The organism is Vagococcus elongatus, assembly GCF_003987645.1.
GTDB classification, from domain to species: domain Bacteria; phylum Bacillota; class Bacilli; order Lactobacillales; family Vagococcaceae; genus Vagococcus_A; species Vagococcus_A elongatus.
The window spans coordinates 55479-72847 of record NZ_NGKA01000008.1 but is presented as its reverse complement, the minus strand read 5'-3'; the positions used below and the strand labels follow the sequence as shown (position 1 = coordinate 72847).

The following is a 17369-nucleotide window of genomic DNA, read 5'->3' as shown; positions in this document are numbered from 1 at the left end:
ATGGCAGAGGAGAAAAAAACCAAGAAGAAGAAACAGCCTAAGAATAAGATGAAAGGCGCAATTGTTGAATCAGAAACGGCAGTCCTCTGCTATTTTTGCGGCAAAGATATCACGTTAAAAAGAGACTTGGCATCAGTTCAAGTCCCCTTAAATAAGGGAACTGGTGAGGTTATCGACGTCGCAAGAAATGTTCACATCGGATGTGCTACAAAGTACATGGATACGATTGAATATGAAGAGGAAACTCTGGCAGAGAACTCCGAATGGGGTAAGTGTTATGCAGCGTTTAGAACAGTTATGGGAATCAAAGAGGGTAGGCCTTTAAGCAAACATGCTGTATTAAGGCTGAGAGGTTTGAGAATTGGTAAGTATTATCCTAAAGGGGAGAATGTTAAAAATATCAAACGCGGATACACGTATGAAGAAATTAGACTTACGATACTGTACTGTACTCCAAGTATTAGACAGGCTTTAGGAAAGAATAGCGAGTGGAAAAATGGAGATCATCAAGTCAATTACGTTATGACTATCATTGCCAATAACATCAACTTTATAGCAGAGCGAGTTGAGAAGAAAAAGGAAACAGAGAAGAAATTAGAATCTATTCCAGATGAAATTATGGAAGTTGAATATAAACCATTTAAAAACAAGGTAGACAAAGGTCGCGTAAAAGTTGTTAAGAGTAAGATAGACGAGGATCTTGAGAGAGAGAAACAAGAGATTGATGAGCTAGAAAGCATGTTTAACTAGGAGGATTTAAAATGAATTTACAAAAGACTATCCAGGCATTTTTAAGAAAGAACGATCACACTATTCGATGCAGTGTTGTGGACTTTGATAAAAAATCAATTGATGAAATGTATGCAAAGCTATTTAACGCTGTTGACTATAGATTTTCGTGGAGTGACGTTTTGCAAATAACTTTATCTGAAACAATGAGAATCGTAGATGAAGTGAAAAGATGGAAGATAACTGATGAGACATATTTAAAGTTTGCGTCAGTAATGTTAGAAGTATCTGAAAGCAATGAATTTGACAGTGTTGAATTGTTATATTCACTAGTCACAAGATCAGCATTAGAGGGAGAAAATAAGGTATAAGGGGATTTATAGATGAGTTTTACTGAGGAGTTATTACACCATAAAAAAGTTGCCGATACACAATATGTTTTTAGCTTGTATAGCGACGTTAATTTATTTCTTGAATATAAATTAGATAAATCATTCATTACAGATGGGAATACAAGATTATATTATATGATCCTGGAACAAATGATTGAGAAGAAGAACTATCAAGTGATCGACTCAGTGAATGTGGAAGTGTATATGGGACAGCAAAGTGATAAGCTGCAAAAACTATTTGAGCGAGCTGGTGGATGGTCAACAATCGCAGAAAGCATGAATTTAATAGAAGCAAACAATATTGATGTCTACTATAAAGAGGTAATGAGATACGAAGCTTTACGCAAGTTGAATATGTACGGCTATGACATTCAAAGTGAATGGGCTGCATATAACAAATTATCTTATGAAGAGCTTGCTGCAACTGTAGAAGATAAGATTGGAAAAATCTTCGCAGAGGGAACAACGGAAGAGAAAGTATTAGATTTCAAGCATGATATCAGAGGAATGATTAAGAAGGCTGACGAAGGTTTAACTCGCGGACTACCTGTATATTCTAGAATGCTAAACGCCACAGTCAATGGAATGGCTTTAGGTAATATTACAATGGTAGCTGGAGCAAGCGGATCTGGCAAGACGAATTTTTCGCTCAACCAAGCATTAACTGCGATGATTGAGAATGAAGAAAAACTACTTGTCATGTGTAATGAGGAAGACCTGGGTAAATGGCAGCAAGATATGTTAACGTGGCACATCAACAATATCCAAGAAGGCGACTTTATAAAATCCAGATTTCATCAAGGAGATTTCTCAGCTGACGAGCACAAGTCGTTAGATGCGGCCGTAGAGTGGATGGAAGAAAAACTAGAAGATGGATTAATTCAATTCGTTAACTTCAATACATTTAGCATGGATAAATCGATTAGATTAATGAGAAGATATATTATTCAAGAAAATGTAAGATACTTCATCATTGATACTTTGAAATTAGATAATGATCTTGGATCATCATTAGGAGATAATTCATGGCTTCAATTACAGCAAAATATGGTTAAACTATACAACGTCGTTAAACCATCAGCTCATAATTGTCATGTTTGGGTTACTTATCAGTTAACAAAGACTCAGCGAACAAGGTTCTTGGATCAAACATCACTTGGTATGAGTAAAAACGTAGCGGATGTTGTTTCAACTCTTATATTAATTAGAAATGTTTTAGAGAGCGAAAAAGGAAATGATGGCCTTCTAATCAAGAAGAAGCGAGATAGAGAGGCTAAGCCATTACTGAAAAAAGAGGCAGAGTACATGATTGCATTCATCGATAAGAATAGACGTGGATCAACTGAAAATCAGCTCGTCTTTAAAGTAGATAAAGGTCGCAACACAATGAAAGATATTGGATTTACTAAAGTAGCTCAAGATTATTAGAGAGGGTGAGCAGAATGAAATCAAAAGAGCTTAAGCAATATCTTAAAGAGGACGAAGATAGAATCATTAAGGTATTGGAACATTTTGAATTTCACGATTTCTGGAGAGCTGGAGAAGAAATCAGATGTGCTTCACCGACTGGAACTAATAGTACAGCTATATCAATTAGGCTAGACGAGGATGATCTTTTTGCTTCAAGCTATGACAGTATGGTTAACTATCACGGAGATATACTGGGGCTAATTCAAGAATACAACGATTCTGGCTTTGGTGAGATTATGGGCGAGATACACAGGCTTTTTAATCTAAGTAATAGTTACAAAAAGCAGGTTCAAAAGGTGGACATTCTAGCTGATATTAGGAATCTAAAAGCTCGCGAAAAAAGAAGAGCTGATACAGAAAACGAGAAGCATGACAAAGATGTACTCAACAGATTTATAAAAAGAAATCATGTATCGATGCTTGAAGAGGCGATATCGCCATCTGTTTTAAAGCAGTTTGATATCATGTTTGATCCAGTTAAGAGCAGGATTATATTCCCTCACTATGACTGGCTGGAGCACGATAAAGTTGTTGGAATCAAAGGTAGAACAACTATGAGTTCAGAGCTTGCTAGAGAGTTTGATGTTCCAAAGTATTGGAACTATATTAAAGGATATAAGAAGACTGGTAATCTATATGGCTTTGATAAGGCTTATAAAAATGTAATTGATAGCAAAATGCTGATTATATTCGAGAGTGAGAAGTCAGTTCTTAAGCAGTTTACTATAGAAAAAGGAAAAGGCTTTTCTGTTGCGACTGGTGGACATGACGAACTTTCCGAGTCTCAGCTTAGATTTATTATACAAAATACACCATCAGATACAGAGATAGTTTTCGCATTTGACAAGGATATCATGGTTGGAGACGAGAAAATCGATGGCAAGGAGTATTTGGAATCAGTTTGCAAAAAGGTATCTGGGTTTAGAAGAACAAGTTATATCTATGATAAATTTAAAATATTAGAAGATAAAGATTCGCCAATAGACAGAGGAGTTAAAAGATGGAACTACCTCTTGAAATGGAGAGTAAAGGTTAGTTAGGAGAGAAAAATGAGTATTAAGAAAATTGCACTTGTTGGAAAAATGAGAAGTGGAAAAGACACTGTAGCAGAGATTTTATCAGATTACGGATATTCTGAATATAAGCTAGGTGCTGGAATTGGTGATACTGTAGAGCTATTATTTTCAGATGGCGAGCATGGCCTTTCAAAGAGAGCGTTATACCAAAAGATTGGCCAGGATATGAGAGAAATTGATTCTCATGTATGGATTAAAAAGATGCTTAAGAGAATTGAGTCTCACAATCCATCGTTAATCGTAATAAGCGACGTTCGTCAGAGAAATGAAGAGTTAGCGCTTAGAGAAGCTGGCTATACAATCGTAAAAGTTGTAGCTGATGCAGAAACTAGAATTAGAAGAATCGAAGCGGTCGAAAAGTTTGACCTAAAAGCTTTCGATCATGAAACTGAATTATCTGTGGATGATGTAAGAGCAGATATTGTAATCAATAATAACAAAGGTATTCCAGAGCTTGTCGGTGAGGTTTATAGTAAATTATTAAATTTAAAATAAACCATAAGTATTGACAACTATATAAAAGGGATGTATGATGGTGGTAGTTGAATTAGACTTTCGCTGCCGTACATCCCTTTTAGTATTAAATAAAGGAGAGAGATAGTGAATGGCTAGATTAACAAGAGAACAAACAAATGCACTTAAAGAGAAGTATGGAGTAGATAGAATATGGAGTTGGTCACGCTTCTCGTGCTACGTCGATCACGCCTGGGAGTATAGAATGAAGTACCTAGAGGGAAATTACAACGACGGGAATATCTATACATTATTTGGAACCATCGGACATGATACCATCCAGGATCATATCGACGGGGATTATCCGTACGAAAAAATGATCGACGTATTTAATGATAAGGTTGAAGAGTGGAGATTAAATGACAGAGGCATGAAGTTTACAAGCCAAAAGGCTGAGGCAACATATATCTCATCTTTAGAGCACTACTTCCAGAATACTGAAATTCCAAACTTTAAAATTCGTAATGAGCTTCCAGTAATTTATAAAACAAAACTTGCTAAGACTGGCGAGCCGCTTGTATTTGTTGGGTATGTCGATTCAATCTATAAAGATGATAAAGGTATCACTCACCTTGTAGATTATAAGTCATCGACAGATACTGGATTTACTGGAAAATCATTAAAGGAAAAATCAAGACAGTTACTGTTGTATTCTATGGCAGTTAGTCAGAGATTTAATATTCCGTTTGAGGAAATGAATCTTCGTTTTGATATGATGAAATATGTTAATGTCTACTTCAAGATGAAAGATAAAACGAACTCAAAAGGTGAGATCAAAGAAGAAGGTAAATTTAAACCTTCTAGAAAACTAAGAACGGAATGGGTTTCTAAGTCTGCTAATAATATCAGAAAGGCAATTCAATGGACTTGTCCAGACCTTGATTTAGTAGAGATTGATGACCTGGTTGATCAAGCAGTAGAAGAGGAATCTCTGGATTGCTTACCTCAATCGGTTAAAGATCGTTTCAGAGTAGAGAATTGTTATATTGATGTACCAGTCACTCAAGAAGATGCTGATGCTTTGGACAAATTGCTATCTGAAAAATGTCAAGAGTGCCTGGAACTAGAAGCGTCAGACGATTTAGAGGCAGCATTTCCAGAGCCTGTGATTGATTTTAGTAACAAATTTTACTATGAACAACTTTCTGGATTACTTCATCTTCATAAAGGGTACCAGGAGCAACAAAGGTTACACAATAGCTCAGTTGATATGACGGAAGATGATATTGATGAGTTATTTGCTTAAATAGCATAAGTTTTTTACAACTCCAGGCAACTGGAGATTATCGGAATAGGGAGGAAGTAAATAGATGTGTAACAAACAATTTGTACATTTACATATGCATTCTGATCGCAGCAATAGTAATATGTTCGAGTGTGTGAGTAAACCAGAGGATTATATTAAATTGGCGCAAGAGCAGGGAGCACCAGCCGTAGCTTTCACTGAACACGGTACGATATTAAACTGGGTTCAGAAGAAGCAAATGGTTGAAAAAGCTGGACTTAAATACATTCACGCAATAGAGGCATATGTAACAGAGTCATTGGACGAAAAGGTTAGGGATAATTATCATTTAACGATGATTGCAAAAAATGAAGAAGGGGTTAAAGAGATTAATAGACTTTCATCTATCGCACATAATAGAGAAGACGGACACTATTATTTCAATCCTCGTAACTCTTTTGAAGAGATTAAAAACACAAGTGATAACATTATTATCCTTACCGCATGTTTGGGGAATCCATTATGGCAGCACGCAAAAAACAAAAACAAAGAAGCATTTAGTAGATGGATGAACTTTTTCGCAGAGAATAAACATAGAGTTTATTTAGAGGTTCAACCTCATACAGATCCAGAACAGGTTCAATATAATAAAATCCTATTGAGAATGGCCGAAAAACATGGAATGAATCTGGTAGCAACTAATGATGTTCATGCACTTAATGAAGAGCACGACAATTTAAGACAGATTATGAAAAAGGCCAAAAAAATTGAATTTGCTGGAGAGGATGAATTAGACTTAACAGCTAAGTCAAGAGACGCAATGATCGAATCATTCGAAACTCAAGGCGTATTAACAAGAGAGCAAGTTGAGACAGCCTTAGATAACACGATGGTTATAGTTGACTCTATAGAGGAATTTGAGTTTGAGAGATCGATTAAGTATCCTCAGCTTTACGATAACCCAGAAGAAGAGTTTCAAAAAAGAATCAAAAAAGGATTAAAAACAAGAAATATTGCGAGACTTCCAAAAGAGACTCAGAAGCAATATGCTAAAAGAATTAAACACGAATATGCAACATATAAAAAGACAGGCTCTGTTAACTATATGCTGCTAGAGAGAACAGTGAAAGACTTTACGGAGCCAGAGAAGATCTACTCTGGATATGGACGTGGATCTGTATCTGGTAGCTTGATAGCATATCTGATAGGATTAACAGAAATGGACTCTATAGAACACGGACTAAACTTTGAGAGGTTCATGAATCCAGAGCGTATCTCTCTAGCAGACATAGACTCTGACTACTATAAGCCAGACCGAGATAGGGTTCAGAAGTTCTTATTAGAGCATCCAGACCTAACATGCGCAAGTATTGTAACTAAGAATACAGTTGGACTGAAAGGCGCAATCAAGGATATCGGTAGATCAATGGGCTATAACGCCGATGTAACAAACGAAATAACCAAGAAAATAGATGATGACGGCGATTATCCTTTCGATCTATACGAAGCGCATAAAGAATTGTTCGATACAGCGTTCAAAGTAGTTGGTGTTATGACGTCAATAGGCCGACATGCGGCTGGAGTTGTTGTAACAACTAGAGATCTCGATTCTGAAATGGGGACAATGACAATTTCAAAATGGGACTATCCAGTGACGGAGTTAACAATGAAAGAAGTAGACTTTTTAAACTTCGTTAAACTTGACGTTCTTGGACTGGATAACATGGGATTAATCAACATCACTGCAGATTTAGTTGGGCTACCTAGATTAACTCCAGACTCAACGGATATAATAGACTTTGAGGATGAAAAAGTATGGGATTCAATGAGGGAGTCAAATATTGGAATTTTTCAATTTGAAGGTGTTAGAGCTGGAAAACTGGTAAAAGATCTATTTCAGCCGCAGGTTATTTCTAAGATTAGAAAACAGAATCCAGATTTAAAAATGATAGACCTGTTAAGCCTATTGAACGCTGCGCAAAGGCCGTCGGGAGCATCAACGATTGACTCAATATTAATGGGTGAGTTTCACGACAATGGTCATGAGGCACTTAATGATTTCTTTAAAGATACACTTGGATACTTAGTATATCAAGAACAACAGACCGCGTTCTTAGAAGAGTTTTGTGGCTGGAGTACAGCACAGGCTGACTTAATAAGACGAGGAATCGGTAAATTTTTGCCTAGCTAGAATGGAAACATCTAGTCGTAAAGGAGCAAAATCGGTGGAGACTAAGTTGGTTATATACTCTTAAGGAGCGTATAAATGACGAAAAGAACATTACTCACAGATGGTGAGAAAGAAACTATACTTAAATTAAATGATGAAAAATATACAAATGTAGATATAGCCAATATCTTAAATAGAAGTGATACGACGATTGGACGATTTCTTAAAAAATGTGGAAGAACAAGCGCTTTTTCTCTGACAGCCAAAGAGAAAGACCTGGTTAAGACCCTGTACTGCGAGGAATATCTAAACTCTGTTGAAATTTGGGAGAGACATTTCAAGGAAAGGTGTAACCAAAAAACAATTGAGTTGACAGTAAAGAACGGTGGATACTCCAGAGGACAGGGAAGGGGGAATTATAATAGAAATACCGTTCACGACTACTTTAAAGAAATCGACAACTCAAATAAGGCCTACGTATTAGGATACCTAACAGCAGATGGAAGAGTTACTGGAAAGTTGTTACGTCTTGAATGTGCAAAAAAGGATGAGGAGATAATTGATTTTATTATCTCAGAAATTTGTCCAACTGCTGTTAAGAAAGATTATGAAAGACGAGGCCACTTGTATACGGTTTGCTATCTGGGATCCATTGATATTGTCAATGATCTTAAACAATATAACGTTGTAAAGGGTAAACAATGTGCCAACCTGGAGTTTCCAGAAATTCCTAAAAGGTTCTATCCAGACTTTATTAGAGGTTATTTTGATGGAGACGGTACTATAACAGGAAAAGTAAAGAGCGTTGATAATTGTCAAGGTTATGCAGCATTTTGCGTGGATGAGAAGTTCGGAGTGACATTAGATAAAATTCTCAAAAACGAATATGTTTTAACCAAGAGTGCCAACAACTTAGTTGATATGAGTAAGTATGGTTCGAACATACTTAGTCTAAGGATTAGTAGAATAAGAGACGTGTTGGCTTTATATGAGTATTTATATTACTCAAAGGATATATTTTGGCTAGATAGAAAATTTCAAAAATTTACGAAAGTATATAATCAATATGTTAATACCGAGGTAATCAAAAGGGATAAAGCCGTTTGATACCGTAACGCATAGTGGCTGAACCTCGCAAGAGAATATAATGCCACCACGAGTGTTCCTCACGTATCTTTATAAAAGATACCTCAAAAGAGCCTAACGTTAAACGAGGGTGGAAATGTATGCTAGACTGGGGCGGAAATGACCGTCAGATGGAAATGAGGGAAACCTCCAGAGCTGTAGATAAAAAGCTACAGGTTAACAACAATCGAAAAAGGATCATAAAATAATGGATGAAGAAGTTCCTAAAATCAAACCGTCATTCATTAGAACGATGGTAGAAAAATACGGAGATACGGAAGAACATGCTACAGAAGTTGCAGACAGCTTTGTACAAGTATTCCTAGACTCAGTAAACTATGGCTTCTCCATTAATCACGCCTCCGCATATAGCTATATTGGATATATCTGTACATGGTTACGATACTACTATCCAGTTGAATTTTGTACTGCAGGTTTAATTGTATGGGGCGGAGATCAGGAGAAAACGGTTAAACTTTTAGAATATGCTGAATCTAAAAATATTAAACTAGAAAAACCAAAATTCAGATATTCAAAAGGTGAATACTTCATGGATACTGAAACAAAAACAATCTATCAAGGAACCTCACCTATTAAGAACTGTAATATGAGATCTGGAGACGATTTATATTCATTAAAAGATGAAGAATTTAAAAACTGGATTGAGTTCATGCTTCGTATCAAAGATGGTACAAGCTTAGTAATTGATGGTAAAGTTAAAGGTTTGTACGAAATTTACACAACGTATACAGAAGAGGAAGTTAAGGCACTAGACAAGGATATTAAAGCCAATCCAGATAAGTATGAAGTCATTGGTACTCCACTTCCATCTTTAGATAAGAGAAATATGGAGCCATTAATTAAATTAAACTACTTTTCAGAATTTGGAAATCCTAAACAATTAATGACTGCATATGAATTATTTAATAATAAATATAAACCAAAAAACAAAACGTATGCAGGTAAATTCAAGAACTTTAATATGATATTAGATGCTTTCAATAGTAAAAAGATTGATGACTATAAGGCCGTAGAAACACTTGAGAACGAACTATTCTACACTGGTCGAGTTACAACATCATTCGAACACATTCCTGGAAAATATGCTTTTGTTACTGATATAATTGTCAGAAAAACGAGAACAACCGCCAGAGTATTTAATATCAAACATGGCAAAATGGTTGAAATCAAGGTCGGATCGAAGCTTTACAATAATGTTCCTTTTGAACCAGGAGATTTAATTGAAATTGTAGAAGGAGAAAACAAGCCTAAGAATGAGCTAGTTGGATCTAAATGGGTTAAATCAGAAACCAAAAAGGAATACTGGGTTAAACGACTTAAATCTATTCGTAAGAACAAATTATTCGATGCAAAAAAGAAAGATAAATAAAATTAACCATAAGTATTGACAACTTATATAAAGGAGAGTATATTATGAATACAGAGATCAAAAAGGTTTTACAATCAAAAATTTTAAACGACGAGGTTTTACATGAAACAGTCGCCTTACTGGACGAAAAGTTCACCAGCTACAAAGAGGTTGGAGAGGAAATTCCAGAAAAGGTTCTAAAATACTATCACGAGGTTCAAAAGGTTGGTAGACAATTACTTGAGACGGATAACAGAATTGTAGCAGCTGCATTAGACAAGGAGAATCCTACAGTCTTATTAATCGAACTTGATATGGACTATAACGATGAGATTTATGGTGCGACAAGCTTTGAGGTTAATGATGAGACTGGTGCATTAGAATCAATTCACTTGGAACAGGTTAAATAGGAGGAAAAGAGAAATGAGTTCAACAACGATTGCAACTAGAAATAATTCGTTTTTAATGGAGAAAACTGGAGCGATTCAAACACGTCAAAAGTTAGTTATTCAAACAATGCAAACCGAATTTCAAAATGGTGTAACTGCTAAACAATTAGCAGCTCACCTACATTTTGAAGGAAAGGTCGCTACACCAGAGAGAAATCAAGTTCATCCACGTTTGAATGAATTGGTTAAAGCGGGACTTGTGGCAGTTAGCGGCAAAGTTAAAGACAATTCGACTGGAAGAAAAGTAGCGTGGTACGTATTAACGGACGATGGCATGACAGCATTTTCTAATGTAGCATAATTTTTTACAACTTAGGAGGAATGGGAATGTTAAAAATTTTTACAAGTGGCAGAGCAGAAGGAAAGACAACAAGAGTAATTAAAGAGGCAGCCTTAAGAGGCGTGCCAATATTAGTATCAGATCATCAACAGCAAAAGTTTATCTATGAACAGGCTGAAATGATGGGGTTAAATATTGAAGTCGTTACATATAACGATGTTAAAAAGGGATCATTAAAAGGCAGTTCTAAATCAAGATTAGAAACAGAAGTTTATGTAGATAATATTGAATTACTGTTAGCACAGGTATTAGATGTTCCAGTTGCTGGTTTTACAGTGAATAGCGAGCTTGGATCAATCGAGTTCCTGGGTGTAACTCAGTCCAGCTTATTAAATGCTCATAAAGCTAATAGTTTACTGGTTGTTAAAAATGGTGAACTTAAAAATACAGTTACTCACCTTAAACTTCAACGACAATCGTTTATTAGAGAGAACAAAAGTCTTGACACAAGTGTTCGATATAAGAACAAGGATATTGCAGAATTAAAAAGTAAGTTAGAAAAGTTAGAAAAAGAAAACAATCGCTTAAAAGAAACCGATACTTTTTGGAAATGGCTGAGAAGTAAATTCGTAAAAAATAGCAAGTCGTCAGAGGGAGATTCTGGTGCAAGTTCAAAACCTAAAGGGGTAATCATTCACAAATAGATCTTAGAATCGATTTAAAGGAAGTGAAATTAATGGCTGTAAAATATGTATCAATGTATAGAAGTAGAGAAGCCTTAAATGTGAAGACAGGCGAAACTGGAACGATGGTTACTTCATCAAAAGGAGATAACGGATCTCACAAGGAGGTCAGAGTCAATCTTAGGTGTAAAGATGGAACTAGAGTTAAAACATCTGATATAACATACGAAGAATTTAACGATAGCTGGAAGGTTTTACCATATGGAATGAACAAATGGGGAGAGCACATTGAAGTTGGGTCAATCTGGTTTATGAAGAACGACTTCTTTGGAAGGGATGAATCATGGCTAGCAATGGTTATAGATGTAGGACAATTTGGCATAACTCTTGAATATGTAAACTGGAAGAGAAAAGGCAATGGAAGAACTTACTCATTTAGATTAGATGATATGTCTCTAACCACTGGTCAAGGAGCATTCAAAGTTGCTACTGAGGAACAGGAAGCCTATTTCCATAAACGAACCAAAAACAAATATAAAAATAAAAAAGAAGAAGAGCTTCTAGAATTAGAGGCTTCACTGGAGGAATCATGTTAACATACGCAGCTTTATATGTATTCATTGCTATTACAATATTCGTTGGAATTTGTGGCTATGCGATCTACGAGCAGGGACTTGTAATCGACACTTTAGTCTGGTCTATCTTATGGATTATAGCAATCCCACTACAGATATATTATTACTACATCAGATTGGCTGCCAAGAGGAAGTTAATGAAATATACAGGAAGTGACTGGATTTCAGTTGGCATGGCTATAAGAATGAAATACAAGAAACCAATGGTTGTCATGTATACACAAATTATGTTTACAAGAGGAAGTAAATTAAAGGCTGCTTATAAGAAGCAGTAGAAAGAGGTATGAAATGCTTAGCAGTGCAGACAAAACAAGAAATATTAAAATATCTGATATCACTTGCATAACAGCTCCAGTAGAAGATACACATCTTAAATTATGGCTCTTATTTGACACTGAATGCGTCAGTGGGATTGAGTCTATTATAGAAACATCGCCATCAGAAAGTGGCATCTTAGAAAAAACTGCACGCTATTGTTTGAGAGGCAATGATTCTACCTATCTAGAAATTGGGTATATAGACCTGCACACTGGTGAGGCGAAAAGATACAATGTGCCAGAGAAAGATGATGGTGAAAAAAATGAATAAACGTCAAAAGAAGAAATATATGGATAGAAGATATGAGATTGTAGAAGGAGAGCCATTTTGCTTTCACTTATTTGAAACTGGGGATGTAGTAATGTGGACTGGTGAGATTTATCAAAAAACTGGAGGTAGGGTATTTCGTAATTCCGATGGTATAGAGCAGATTGTGCGTAAAAAAGATTTAAAACGAAGTTACAAAAAGTTTAAATAATCGGTTAATAAAATGCGTCTTTTATAAAGAGGCATCAATGACAGAAGGAGGGCAAGTCTATGTGTGGATTCTGTGAAAATGAAGAGGCGATTGAAGTGGTTGAGTTTGAAGACGGAGAATATTTTTCGTCAAGACTTAAAGTATTCGTTCGTATGAACAGACTAAAGATTAGCTACGATGCATACTCAGTAGATAGCTCATTTAGCTGCAGCGGAACAATTAAGTATTGTCCAATGTGTGGCGATAAATTAAAAACTAAACAGGTTTAGAAGAGGTTGAGTGATAAATATGGAAAGAAATAAAGTTTTAATACCAAGGTTTATGGCAGATTATATCAAAGAGACAAAAGAAGCTGGATGCGATCTTAATCTAGTATTTGCATGGAATGACAATGAGCCTATGCCAAAAGCAGTTCAAAGATGGTTGTTTAGCAATGACAGCCAAGAAGAAGATGATCGGAGATTCCTTATTGCAGTCAGCGCCTGGGTAAACGGATATGAGATAGAAGAAGATAAGTATTACTGGGCTTTATCATTAGAGAATTGTATTCAACCAGTTTTTCTTTTAGATGATCCACAAACATCAGAGAAAAACTACTTTGCGGATACGGTAGAAGACATGAAGGATGCTGCATACATAACAGAGTCTGAGGCATTAAACATCTTAGTTGAAGACTTTCATATGTTTAGAAAACTGGAGGCTAACGAAGTAGAATAGTGGATTTAGTCCACTTTATCGAATGGAGGATTATTTTTATGAAAAAGGTGTTAAAAAATGGTCATGTTAAACATGAAGTTTTAATAGAGAGAAGTGATGGCGGTCGTATCGTAGCTGGATCTTCTCTGCATAACAGCATTGTTGTATCAATTAAACAGGGTAGAATATCTAGAGGAATTGGAATGGACATAGAGGAGTTCAGATCATTCTGCGAAGACAGTTTAAAGATGCTAGATGATATTGAAAAACAAAGGTTGTGTGCTAGAAGGTGCAGCTCATTTTCAAAAGAAGACAGTATACTGTGTCCAATATGTGAAAATACATTTGAAGAGTATTCTACTTTCCAAAACATAGCAGTGTTTAAGGAAGAGTATGGATCTGATGTTTCTAAGTGGAGCGATGAAATTGTAGAATTGTTTTCTGAGGATAGAGAGTATATTCAGTCAGTATGCGACAGTATTAGGCCGCGATATTAGGAGGAGACTAAATAATGAAATTAAGACATAAGTTTGCAAAATATATAAATGAGAAAACGGGGTATACCCCCCATGTAGAAGAGCCCTTAAAACCGATTTCTGAGCCAATTAAATATCCGACAATGAAGAATATTTTCGAACTAAGAGGGTTATATAAGGTAGGTAGACATCCATTAACCGAAACACACATTAATGCAATTAAAACTCAAATGGCAATCGACTTATCACAGCAAATGCTGGATAAGGGGCATATAACATTTGAGAGACATATCAACGAGTATGATGGAGCAATCCAATACTCTGCAACGGTTACAGTATTGGAGGAGCTAAGATGAGAATTGATGATAAGAATAAAACAATATGGATGAATGAATCTATTCCAGATGAATTAATGCTTAAGTTAAAAAAGTACAACTATATCTCTAAACTAGCCGAACTGTCAAAAATAAGCGGTAAGTTTGGTATGCCAATAGCTCAAAATGATCGCGATTGGAGCGATATTACATTTGCGGTTTTTAATGGATATAAGTTTGAGTCAGAGAACAATAAGAAATACTACTGGCGTAAGAAGAATGAACATTCAGCTTGGTTCGAAGAAGAAAGATATCTAACAAGTTTTAAATTCTCCGACAATGAAAATTATTGTTACGTGCTAGGTTCTAAAAACGGCTCTCTAAAAAAGACTGAAAAACAAGCACGCGACATTTTAAAAGATGATTTTGACAAGTTTGAAAAGGTAGAAATGGAGGAGAGTAAACAATGAAGTCAGTAACAACGGTAACGTGGACTCAAGAGAGTCTGGAAATCAATGATTATATTTATGTATCTGGATTGGGCATTGGAAAAGTGGTCGGAGTCAATCAAAAGACTAAAGTTTTAGACGGTAAAATTGTTGAAAGCAACCATAGAAAAGTTAGATTTATGAGAAGATCGAGCCTTATTCGTGTAAGTTTCATAAGTGAAGAATATAGCATTCTAAACTATATTCCAGCTACAACAGATCAAATTAATCAATACAAAAAAGAGTTTAAAAATTATGTAAAACAATTTGGAGAGGGAGAGATAATTAAATGATCGAAATTACAACAGGGTATGTAAAAACAAGTAACGAAGGCTTATTAATGAATGGGACAGAAATTAATACACGAGAAAATGACTTGTTTGGTAGGGTTGAAGAATGGGCTAAAGTCCGCGGCATCGACAGGAATGATCCATCAAAGCAAATGTTAAAAGTTGTTGAAGAAGTTGGTGAGGTTGCCGCAGCATTAGCGCGAGGAGACCAAGAAGAGTTGATGGATGGGATTGGTGACTCAATCGTTACATTGATCATCCTTGCTCAACAAAGTGGAATGGATGCATTAGATTGCTTAAATGCTGCATACAATGTCATTGCAAAACGTAAAGGCAAAGTGGTTAATGGCGTATTTGTTAAAGAGGAAGACTTACAAGAGGATGATCGCACCCTAGAATTGAGTGTCGTAGACAAAACTGAAAAAGAACAAATTAATGATTTAATTGAAGAAGTCTCTATTGATGAGTTAAAAGAGGAGTTAATCTGCAAGGAAGTTGAAAAGCTAAAATCGATTCGATCAAATCACCTTAAATGTGGAAGAGCTGGATTGAAAGCTTTAAGTGAATGGTTTGATACTCCTGCAGATCCAAGATTGTCTGAGTCCGACTATAGTGAAATCGCATATAGATTTACTAAAGAGGTTAAACAATATGAAAAGAACTAGATTTCTAGTTAAGATTCTCATTAATGAAAAGCTACCAGCAAATGATTTTAGGCAAGAAGTTCTTATGTTAGATACAACTTTTACCAGTACAAAGTATCACTGTGACTGTCCAGGACTTAGAAATCAGATTGAAAAAGAGTTTTGGGAGCCATATTACAAGAGATTTTACACTGGCGGAAGATACCTAATGGGTATGCAGGCTGTTATCATGGGTGTTAAGCAGGATAAGACAAGGATTAGATTAGGAAAGAGGTATGGAAATGGTGGATTTCAATCAACTGATGAAGGAGTATAATGTTGGTAGCGTAGAAAAAGTTGAGGATTCTGGATACTTTAGTAGTTTGGCATTTCAAAAACTTTTAGATCAAGAAGATATCGAAATTGCTGCGAGAAGAGCTGCGTTATTTGATCAAAAGGATTTATTAGCCAGAAGATTCAATGGAATCGGTAATCTTTTACAAAATCCTATTTCTTCAAACCAGGACATGGATAACTTCAACCTGGTCTATAGTGAGTTAGTTGGAGATCTGGAAGAGTGGAAGAATAGAGTAGTTCGACTGGTTGAAGATAGTAAGCGCACGTTAAACCATAAGTATTGACATCAAAGGAGAATGATATAAATGAGTATTGTGTTATCTGAGCGTATCGGCTCTATGACCAAAAAGGTTCTTGAGAAGCACGATGGAACTATTGAAGAAGAACACATTCAAACAAAGCGAGGCTGTGCTGTAATTAACGAAAAGTTTACTGTCAAGTTTTTAAATATTAATCGTAACTTGCTGTATGAGGCATCTGGAGACAGTGTTGTTAAAGCTTACCAAAAACTAGAGAATAAGATAGCTGCTAAGTATCACTTCGAGGAGCGATCTCAGTATCCTTACAAGATTCTAAAGAGTGAGATTGAAAACATTACGGCATGTGAGTTTGAAAATAAAGAAGGCAAAAGGAATCAAACCTTTAATGGTTTTGATTGCCGACTAGAGGGCGAACGTGTTGTTATCCAGGTTCACAATGCAGCCAATCCGATTATTATATTCAAATACCTGCAGAACTCACCTGTAGTTAATATGAATATTCTTAACGTTGATTGCTTTAGAGGTAAGTTCAATGGAGGTAGCTACATCAAGATGATTGAAGCAGTTAAATCATACTTAGGCACCGATCTGTCAGTGAGAATAAATGAAATGGAGGGATACCGATGGAAAAAGTAAAACAGTATTTTAGAAAACTATTCATGAGGAACGGCGGTTGGATCACAATTTGAAAAAGTTAAAAATGGCAACGCGTTTTGTATTTAATGGGATACTACTTATGATTGCATCTATTTTCATGTTCTCTGCGTTTGTGGTAGGTGTAGCAGTTGGATCTATCGGTTTTAGTTTTATTATCTCATTTGAGATTGGAAGAATAATAATCGCTGCTATCTTCTCAATACTTGCAATATACTCAATCGGTCGAGTCTTTGATAATTATAACTCAATGTAAAACTCGTCTTCTTGATTAAACACGTAAAAAGGTTTATAATTAC

The 17369-nt window shown here is 35.7% G+C and carries 26 protein-coding genes and 1 pseudogene; all 27 read left to right on the top strand.

Annotated elements, in window-relative coordinates:
- The 27 genes and pseudogenes from CBF29_RS06540 to CBF29_RS06410 all read left to right on the top strand — a co-directional run bounded on the left by CBF29_RS06540 (position 1) and on the right by CBF29_RS06410 (position 17326).
- Positions 1-750 (top strand): hypothetical protein, encoded by a 750-nt coding sequence (locus CBF29_RS06540; protein WP_126808683.1) that lies wholly within the window; start codon positions 1-3, stop codon positions 748-750.
- A gap of 11 nt (positions 751-761) precedes the next feature.
- Positions 762-1100 (top strand): hypothetical protein, encoded by a 339-nt coding sequence (locus CBF29_RS06535; RefSeq protein ID WP_126808681.1) that lies wholly within the window; start codon positions 762-764, stop codon positions 1098-1100.
- A gap of 12 nt (positions 1101-1112) precedes the next feature.
- Entirely contained in the window at positions 1113-2549 is a 1437-nt protein-coding gene (locus CBF29_RS06530) for a DnaB-like helicase C-terminal domain-containing protein (protein WP_126808679.1), read from the top strand.
- A gap of 14 nt (positions 2550-2563) precedes the next feature.
- Positions 2564-3631 carry a DNA primase gene (locus CBF29_RS06525; protein WP_126808677.1) on the top strand — a complete coding sequence of 356 codons (1068 nt, stop codon included), beginning with the start codon at positions 2564-2566 and terminating at the stop codon, positions 3629-3631.
- A gap of 9 nt (positions 3632-3640) precedes the next feature.
- Positions 3641-4162 carry a deoxynucleotide monophosphate kinase family protein gene (locus tag CBF29_RS06520; protein WP_126808675.1) on the top strand — a complete coding sequence of 174 codons (522 nt, stop codon included), beginning with the start codon at positions 3641-3643 and terminating at the stop codon, positions 4160-4162.
- A 109-nt stretch (positions 4163-4271) separates the two neighbouring features.
- On the top strand, positions 4272-5426 hold the full coding sequence (locus CBF29_RS06515; RefSeq protein WP_126808673.1) for a PD-(D/E)XK nuclease family protein: 1155 nt from the start codon (positions 4272-4274) through the stop codon (positions 5424-5426).
- Positions 5427-5490: 64 nt separating this feature from the next.
- On the top strand, positions 5491-7596 hold the full coding sequence (locus CBF29_RS06510) for a PHP domain-containing protein (protein WP_126808670.1): 2106 nt from the start codon (positions 5491-5493) through the stop codon (positions 7594-7596).
- Positions 7597-7671: 75 nt separating this feature from the next.
- Complete coding sequence (locus tag CBF29_RS06505) at positions 7672-8682, top strand: helix-turn-helix domain-containing protein (RefSeq protein WP_126808668.1); 1011 nt, start codon at positions 7672-7674, stop codon at positions 8680-8682.
- Between the two features lie 226 nt (positions 8683-8908).
- Positions 8909-10090, top strand: coding sequence for a hypothetical protein (locus CBF29_RS06500; RefSeq protein ID WP_126808666.1), 1182 nt, complete (start codon positions 8909-8911; stop codon positions 10088-10090).
- A gap of 44 nt (positions 10091-10134) precedes the next feature.
- The gene (locus tag CBF29_RS06495; RefSeq protein ID WP_126808664.1) at positions 10135-10479 is read left to right on the top strand and encodes a hypothetical protein; all 345 of its coding nucleotides are present in this window, start codon (positions 10135-10137) and stop codon (positions 10477-10479) included.
- A gap of 13 nt (positions 10480-10492) precedes the next feature.
- Entirely contained in the window at positions 10493-10819 is a 327-nt protein-coding gene (locus CBF29_RS06490; RefSeq protein WP_126808661.1) for a hypothetical protein, read from the top strand.
- A gap of 26 nt (positions 10820-10845) precedes the next feature.
- Positions 10846-11502, top strand: coding sequence for a hypothetical protein (locus CBF29_RS06485; RefSeq protein ID WP_126808659.1), 657 nt, complete (start codon positions 10846-10848; stop codon positions 11500-11502).
- Positions 11503-11534: 32 nt separating this feature from the next.
- Complete coding sequence (locus CBF29_RS06480; protein WP_126808657.1) at positions 11535-12077, top strand: hypothetical protein; 543 nt, start codon at positions 11535-11537, stop codon at positions 12075-12077.
- Positions 12071-12391 carry a hypothetical protein gene (locus CBF29_RS06475; RefSeq protein ID WP_126808655.1) on the top strand — a complete coding sequence of 107 codons (321 nt, stop codon included), beginning with the start codon at positions 12071-12073 and terminating at the stop codon, positions 12389-12391. The genes CBF29_RS06480 and CBF29_RS06475 overlap by 7 nt, the downstream gene beginning before the upstream one ends.
- 13 nt (positions 12392-12404) lie before the next feature.
- Positions 12405-12704 carry a hypothetical protein gene (locus tag CBF29_RS06470; protein WP_126808653.1) on the top strand — a complete coding sequence of 100 codons (300 nt, stop codon included), beginning with the start codon at positions 12405-12407 and terminating at the stop codon, positions 12702-12704.
- Positions 12697-12912 (top strand): hypothetical protein, encoded by a 216-nt coding sequence (locus CBF29_RS06465; RefSeq protein WP_126808650.1) that lies wholly within the window; start codon positions 12697-12699, stop codon positions 12910-12912. Before CBF29_RS06470 ends, CBF29_RS06465 begins: the two co-directional genes overlap by 8 nt.
- Positions 12913-12971: 59 nt before the next feature.
- Positions 12972-13181: a hypothetical protein gene (locus CBF29_RS06460; RefSeq protein WP_126808647.1), complete on the top strand. Its 210-nt coding sequence runs from the start codon at positions 12972-12974 to the stop codon at positions 13179-13181.
- A 19-nt stretch (positions 13182-13200) separates the two neighbouring features.
- On the top strand, positions 13201-13629 hold the full coding sequence (locus CBF29_RS06455; protein ID WP_126808645.1) for a DUF1642 domain-containing protein: 429 nt from the start codon (positions 13201-13203) through the stop codon (positions 13627-13629).
- A gap of 38 nt (positions 13630-13667) precedes the next feature.
- Complete coding sequence (locus tag CBF29_RS06450; protein ID WP_126808642.1) at positions 13668-14105, top strand: hypothetical protein; 438 nt, start codon at positions 13668-13670, stop codon at positions 14103-14105.
- 14 nt (positions 14106-14119) lie between these two features.
- Positions 14120-14440 (top strand): hypothetical protein, encoded by a 321-nt coding sequence (locus CBF29_RS06445; protein ID WP_126808640.1) that lies wholly within the window; start codon positions 14120-14122, stop codon positions 14438-14440.
- Positions 14437-14868, top strand: coding sequence for a hypothetical protein (locus tag CBF29_RS06440; protein ID WP_126808638.1), 432 nt, complete (start codon positions 14437-14439; stop codon positions 14866-14868). Before CBF29_RS06445 ends, CBF29_RS06440 begins: the two co-directional genes overlap by 4 nt.
- Positions 14865-15179 (top strand): hypothetical protein, encoded by a 315-nt coding sequence (locus CBF29_RS06435; RefSeq protein ID WP_126808636.1) that lies wholly within the window; start codon positions 14865-14867, stop codon positions 15177-15179. The genes CBF29_RS06440 and CBF29_RS06435 overlap by 4 nt, the downstream gene beginning before the upstream one ends.
- Positions 15180-15226: 47 nt before the next feature.
- Positions 15227-15556 (top strand): annotated as a pseudogene (locus CBF29_RS13985) (MazG-like family protein); the annotation flags it as partial.
- 271 nt (positions 15557-15827) lie between these two features.
- Positions 15828-16136 (top strand): hypothetical protein, encoded by a 309-nt coding sequence (locus CBF29_RS06425; protein ID WP_126808633.1) that lies wholly within the window; start codon positions 15828-15830, stop codon positions 16134-16136.
- The gene (locus CBF29_RS06420) at positions 16102-16440 is read left to right on the top strand and encodes a hypothetical protein (RefSeq protein ID WP_126808630.1); all 339 of its coding nucleotides are present in this window, start codon (positions 16102-16104) and stop codon (positions 16438-16440) included. Before CBF29_RS06425 ends, CBF29_RS06420 begins: the two co-directional genes overlap by 35 nt.
- A gap of 21 nt (positions 16441-16461) precedes the next feature.
- Positions 16462-17052, top strand: a complete 591-nt coding sequence (locus CBF29_RS06415) for a hypothetical protein (RefSeq protein WP_126808627.1) — start codon at positions 16462-16464, stop codon at positions 17050-17052.
- A gap of 37 nt (positions 17053-17089) precedes the next feature.
- Positions 17090-17326: a hypothetical protein gene (locus tag CBF29_RS06410; RefSeq protein WP_126808624.1), complete on the top strand. Its 237-nt coding sequence runs from the start codon at positions 17090-17092 to the stop codon at positions 17324-17326.
- Positions 17327-17369: the final 43 nt, after the last annotated feature.

Excerpts from the sequence above, each read along its gene's own strand:
- CBF29_RS06540 (WP_126808683.1), top strand. The coding sequence starts at position 1 with ATGGCAGAGGAGAAAAAAACCAAGAAGAAGAAACAGCCTAAGAATAAG.
- CBF29_RS06535 (WP_126808681.1), top strand. The coding sequence starts at position 762 with ATGAATTTACAAAAGACTATCCAGGCATTTTTAAGAAAGAACGATCAC.
- CBF29_RS06530 (WP_126808679.1), top strand. The coding sequence starts at position 1,113 with ATGAGTTTTACTGAGGAGTTATTACACCATAAAAAAGTTGCCGATACA.
- CBF29_RS06525 (WP_126808677.1), top strand. The coding sequence starts at position 2,564 with ATGAAATCAAAAGAGCTTAAGCAATATCTTAAAGAGGACGAAGATAGA.
- CBF29_RS06520 (WP_126808675.1), top strand. The coding sequence starts at position 3,641 with ATGAGTATTAAGAAAATTGCACTTGTTGGAAAAATGAGAAGTGGAAAA.
- CBF29_RS06515 (WP_126808673.1), top strand. The coding sequence starts at position 4,272 with ATGGCTAGATTAACAAGAGAACAAACAAATGCACTTAAAGAGAAGTAT.
- CBF29_RS06510 (WP_126808670.1), top strand. The coding sequence starts at position 5,491 with ATGTGTAACAAACAATTTGTACATTTACATATGCATTCTGATCGCAGC.
- CBF29_RS06505 (WP_126808668.1), top strand. The coding sequence starts at position 7,672 with ATGACGAAAAGAACATTACTCACAGATGGTGAGAAAGAAACTATACTT.
- CBF29_RS06500 (WP_126808666.1), top strand. The coding sequence starts at position 8,909 with ATGGATGAAGAAGTTCCTAAAATCAAACCGTCATTCATTAGAACGATG.
- CBF29_RS06495 (WP_126808664.1), top strand. The coding sequence starts at position 10,135 with ATGAATACAGAGATCAAAAAGGTTTTACAATCAAAAATTTTAAACGAC.
- CBF29_RS06490 (WP_126808661.1), top strand. The coding sequence starts at position 10,493 with ATGAGTTCAACAACGATTGCAACTAGAAATAATTCGTTTTTAATGGAG.
- CBF29_RS06485 (WP_126808659.1), top strand. The coding sequence starts at position 10,846 with ATGTTAAAAATTTTTACAAGTGGCAGAGCAGAAGGAAAGACAACAAGA.
- CBF29_RS06480 (WP_126808657.1), top strand. The coding sequence starts at position 11,535 with ATGGCTGTAAAATATGTATCAATGTATAGAAGTAGAGAAGCCTTAAAT.
- CBF29_RS06475 (WP_126808655.1), top strand. The coding sequence starts at position 12,071 with ATGTTAACATACGCAGCTTTATATGTATTCATTGCTATTACAATATTC.
- CBF29_RS06470 (WP_126808653.1), top strand. The coding sequence starts at position 12,405 with ATGCTTAGCAGTGCAGACAAAACAAGAAATATTAAAATATCTGATATC.
- CBF29_RS06465 (WP_126808650.1), top strand. The coding sequence starts at position 12,697 with ATGAATAAACGTCAAAAGAAGAAATATATGGATAGAAGATATGAGATT.
- CBF29_RS06460 (WP_126808647.1), top strand. The coding sequence starts at position 12,972 with ATGTGTGGATTCTGTGAAAATGAAGAGGCGATTGAAGTGGTTGAGTTT.
- CBF29_RS06455 (WP_126808645.1), top strand. The coding sequence starts at position 13,201 with ATGGAAAGAAATAAAGTTTTAATACCAAGGTTTATGGCAGATTATATC.
- CBF29_RS06450 (WP_126808642.1), top strand. The coding sequence starts at position 13,668 with ATGAAAAAGGTGTTAAAAAATGGTCATGTTAAACATGAAGTTTTAATA.
- CBF29_RS06445 (WP_126808640.1), top strand. The coding sequence starts at position 14,120 with ATGAAATTAAGACATAAGTTTGCAAAATATATAAATGAGAAAACGGGG.
- CBF29_RS06440 (WP_126808638.1), top strand. The coding sequence starts at position 14,437 with ATGAGAATTGATGATAAGAATAAAACAATATGGATGAATGAATCTATT.
- CBF29_RS06435 (WP_126808636.1), top strand. The coding sequence starts at position 14,865 with ATGAAGTCAGTAACAACGGTAACGTGGACTCAAGAGAGTCTGGAAATC.
- CBF29_RS06425 (WP_126808633.1), top strand. The coding sequence starts at position 15,828 with ATGAAAAGAACTAGATTTCTAGTTAAGATTCTCATTAATGAAAAGCTA.
- CBF29_RS06420 (WP_126808630.1), top strand. The coding sequence starts at position 16,102 with ATGGTGGATTTCAATCAACTGATGAAGGAGTATAATGTTGGTAGCGTA.
- CBF29_RS06415 (WP_126808627.1), top strand. The coding sequence starts at position 16,462 with ATGAGTATTGTGTTATCTGAGCGTATCGGCTCTATGACCAAAAAGGTT.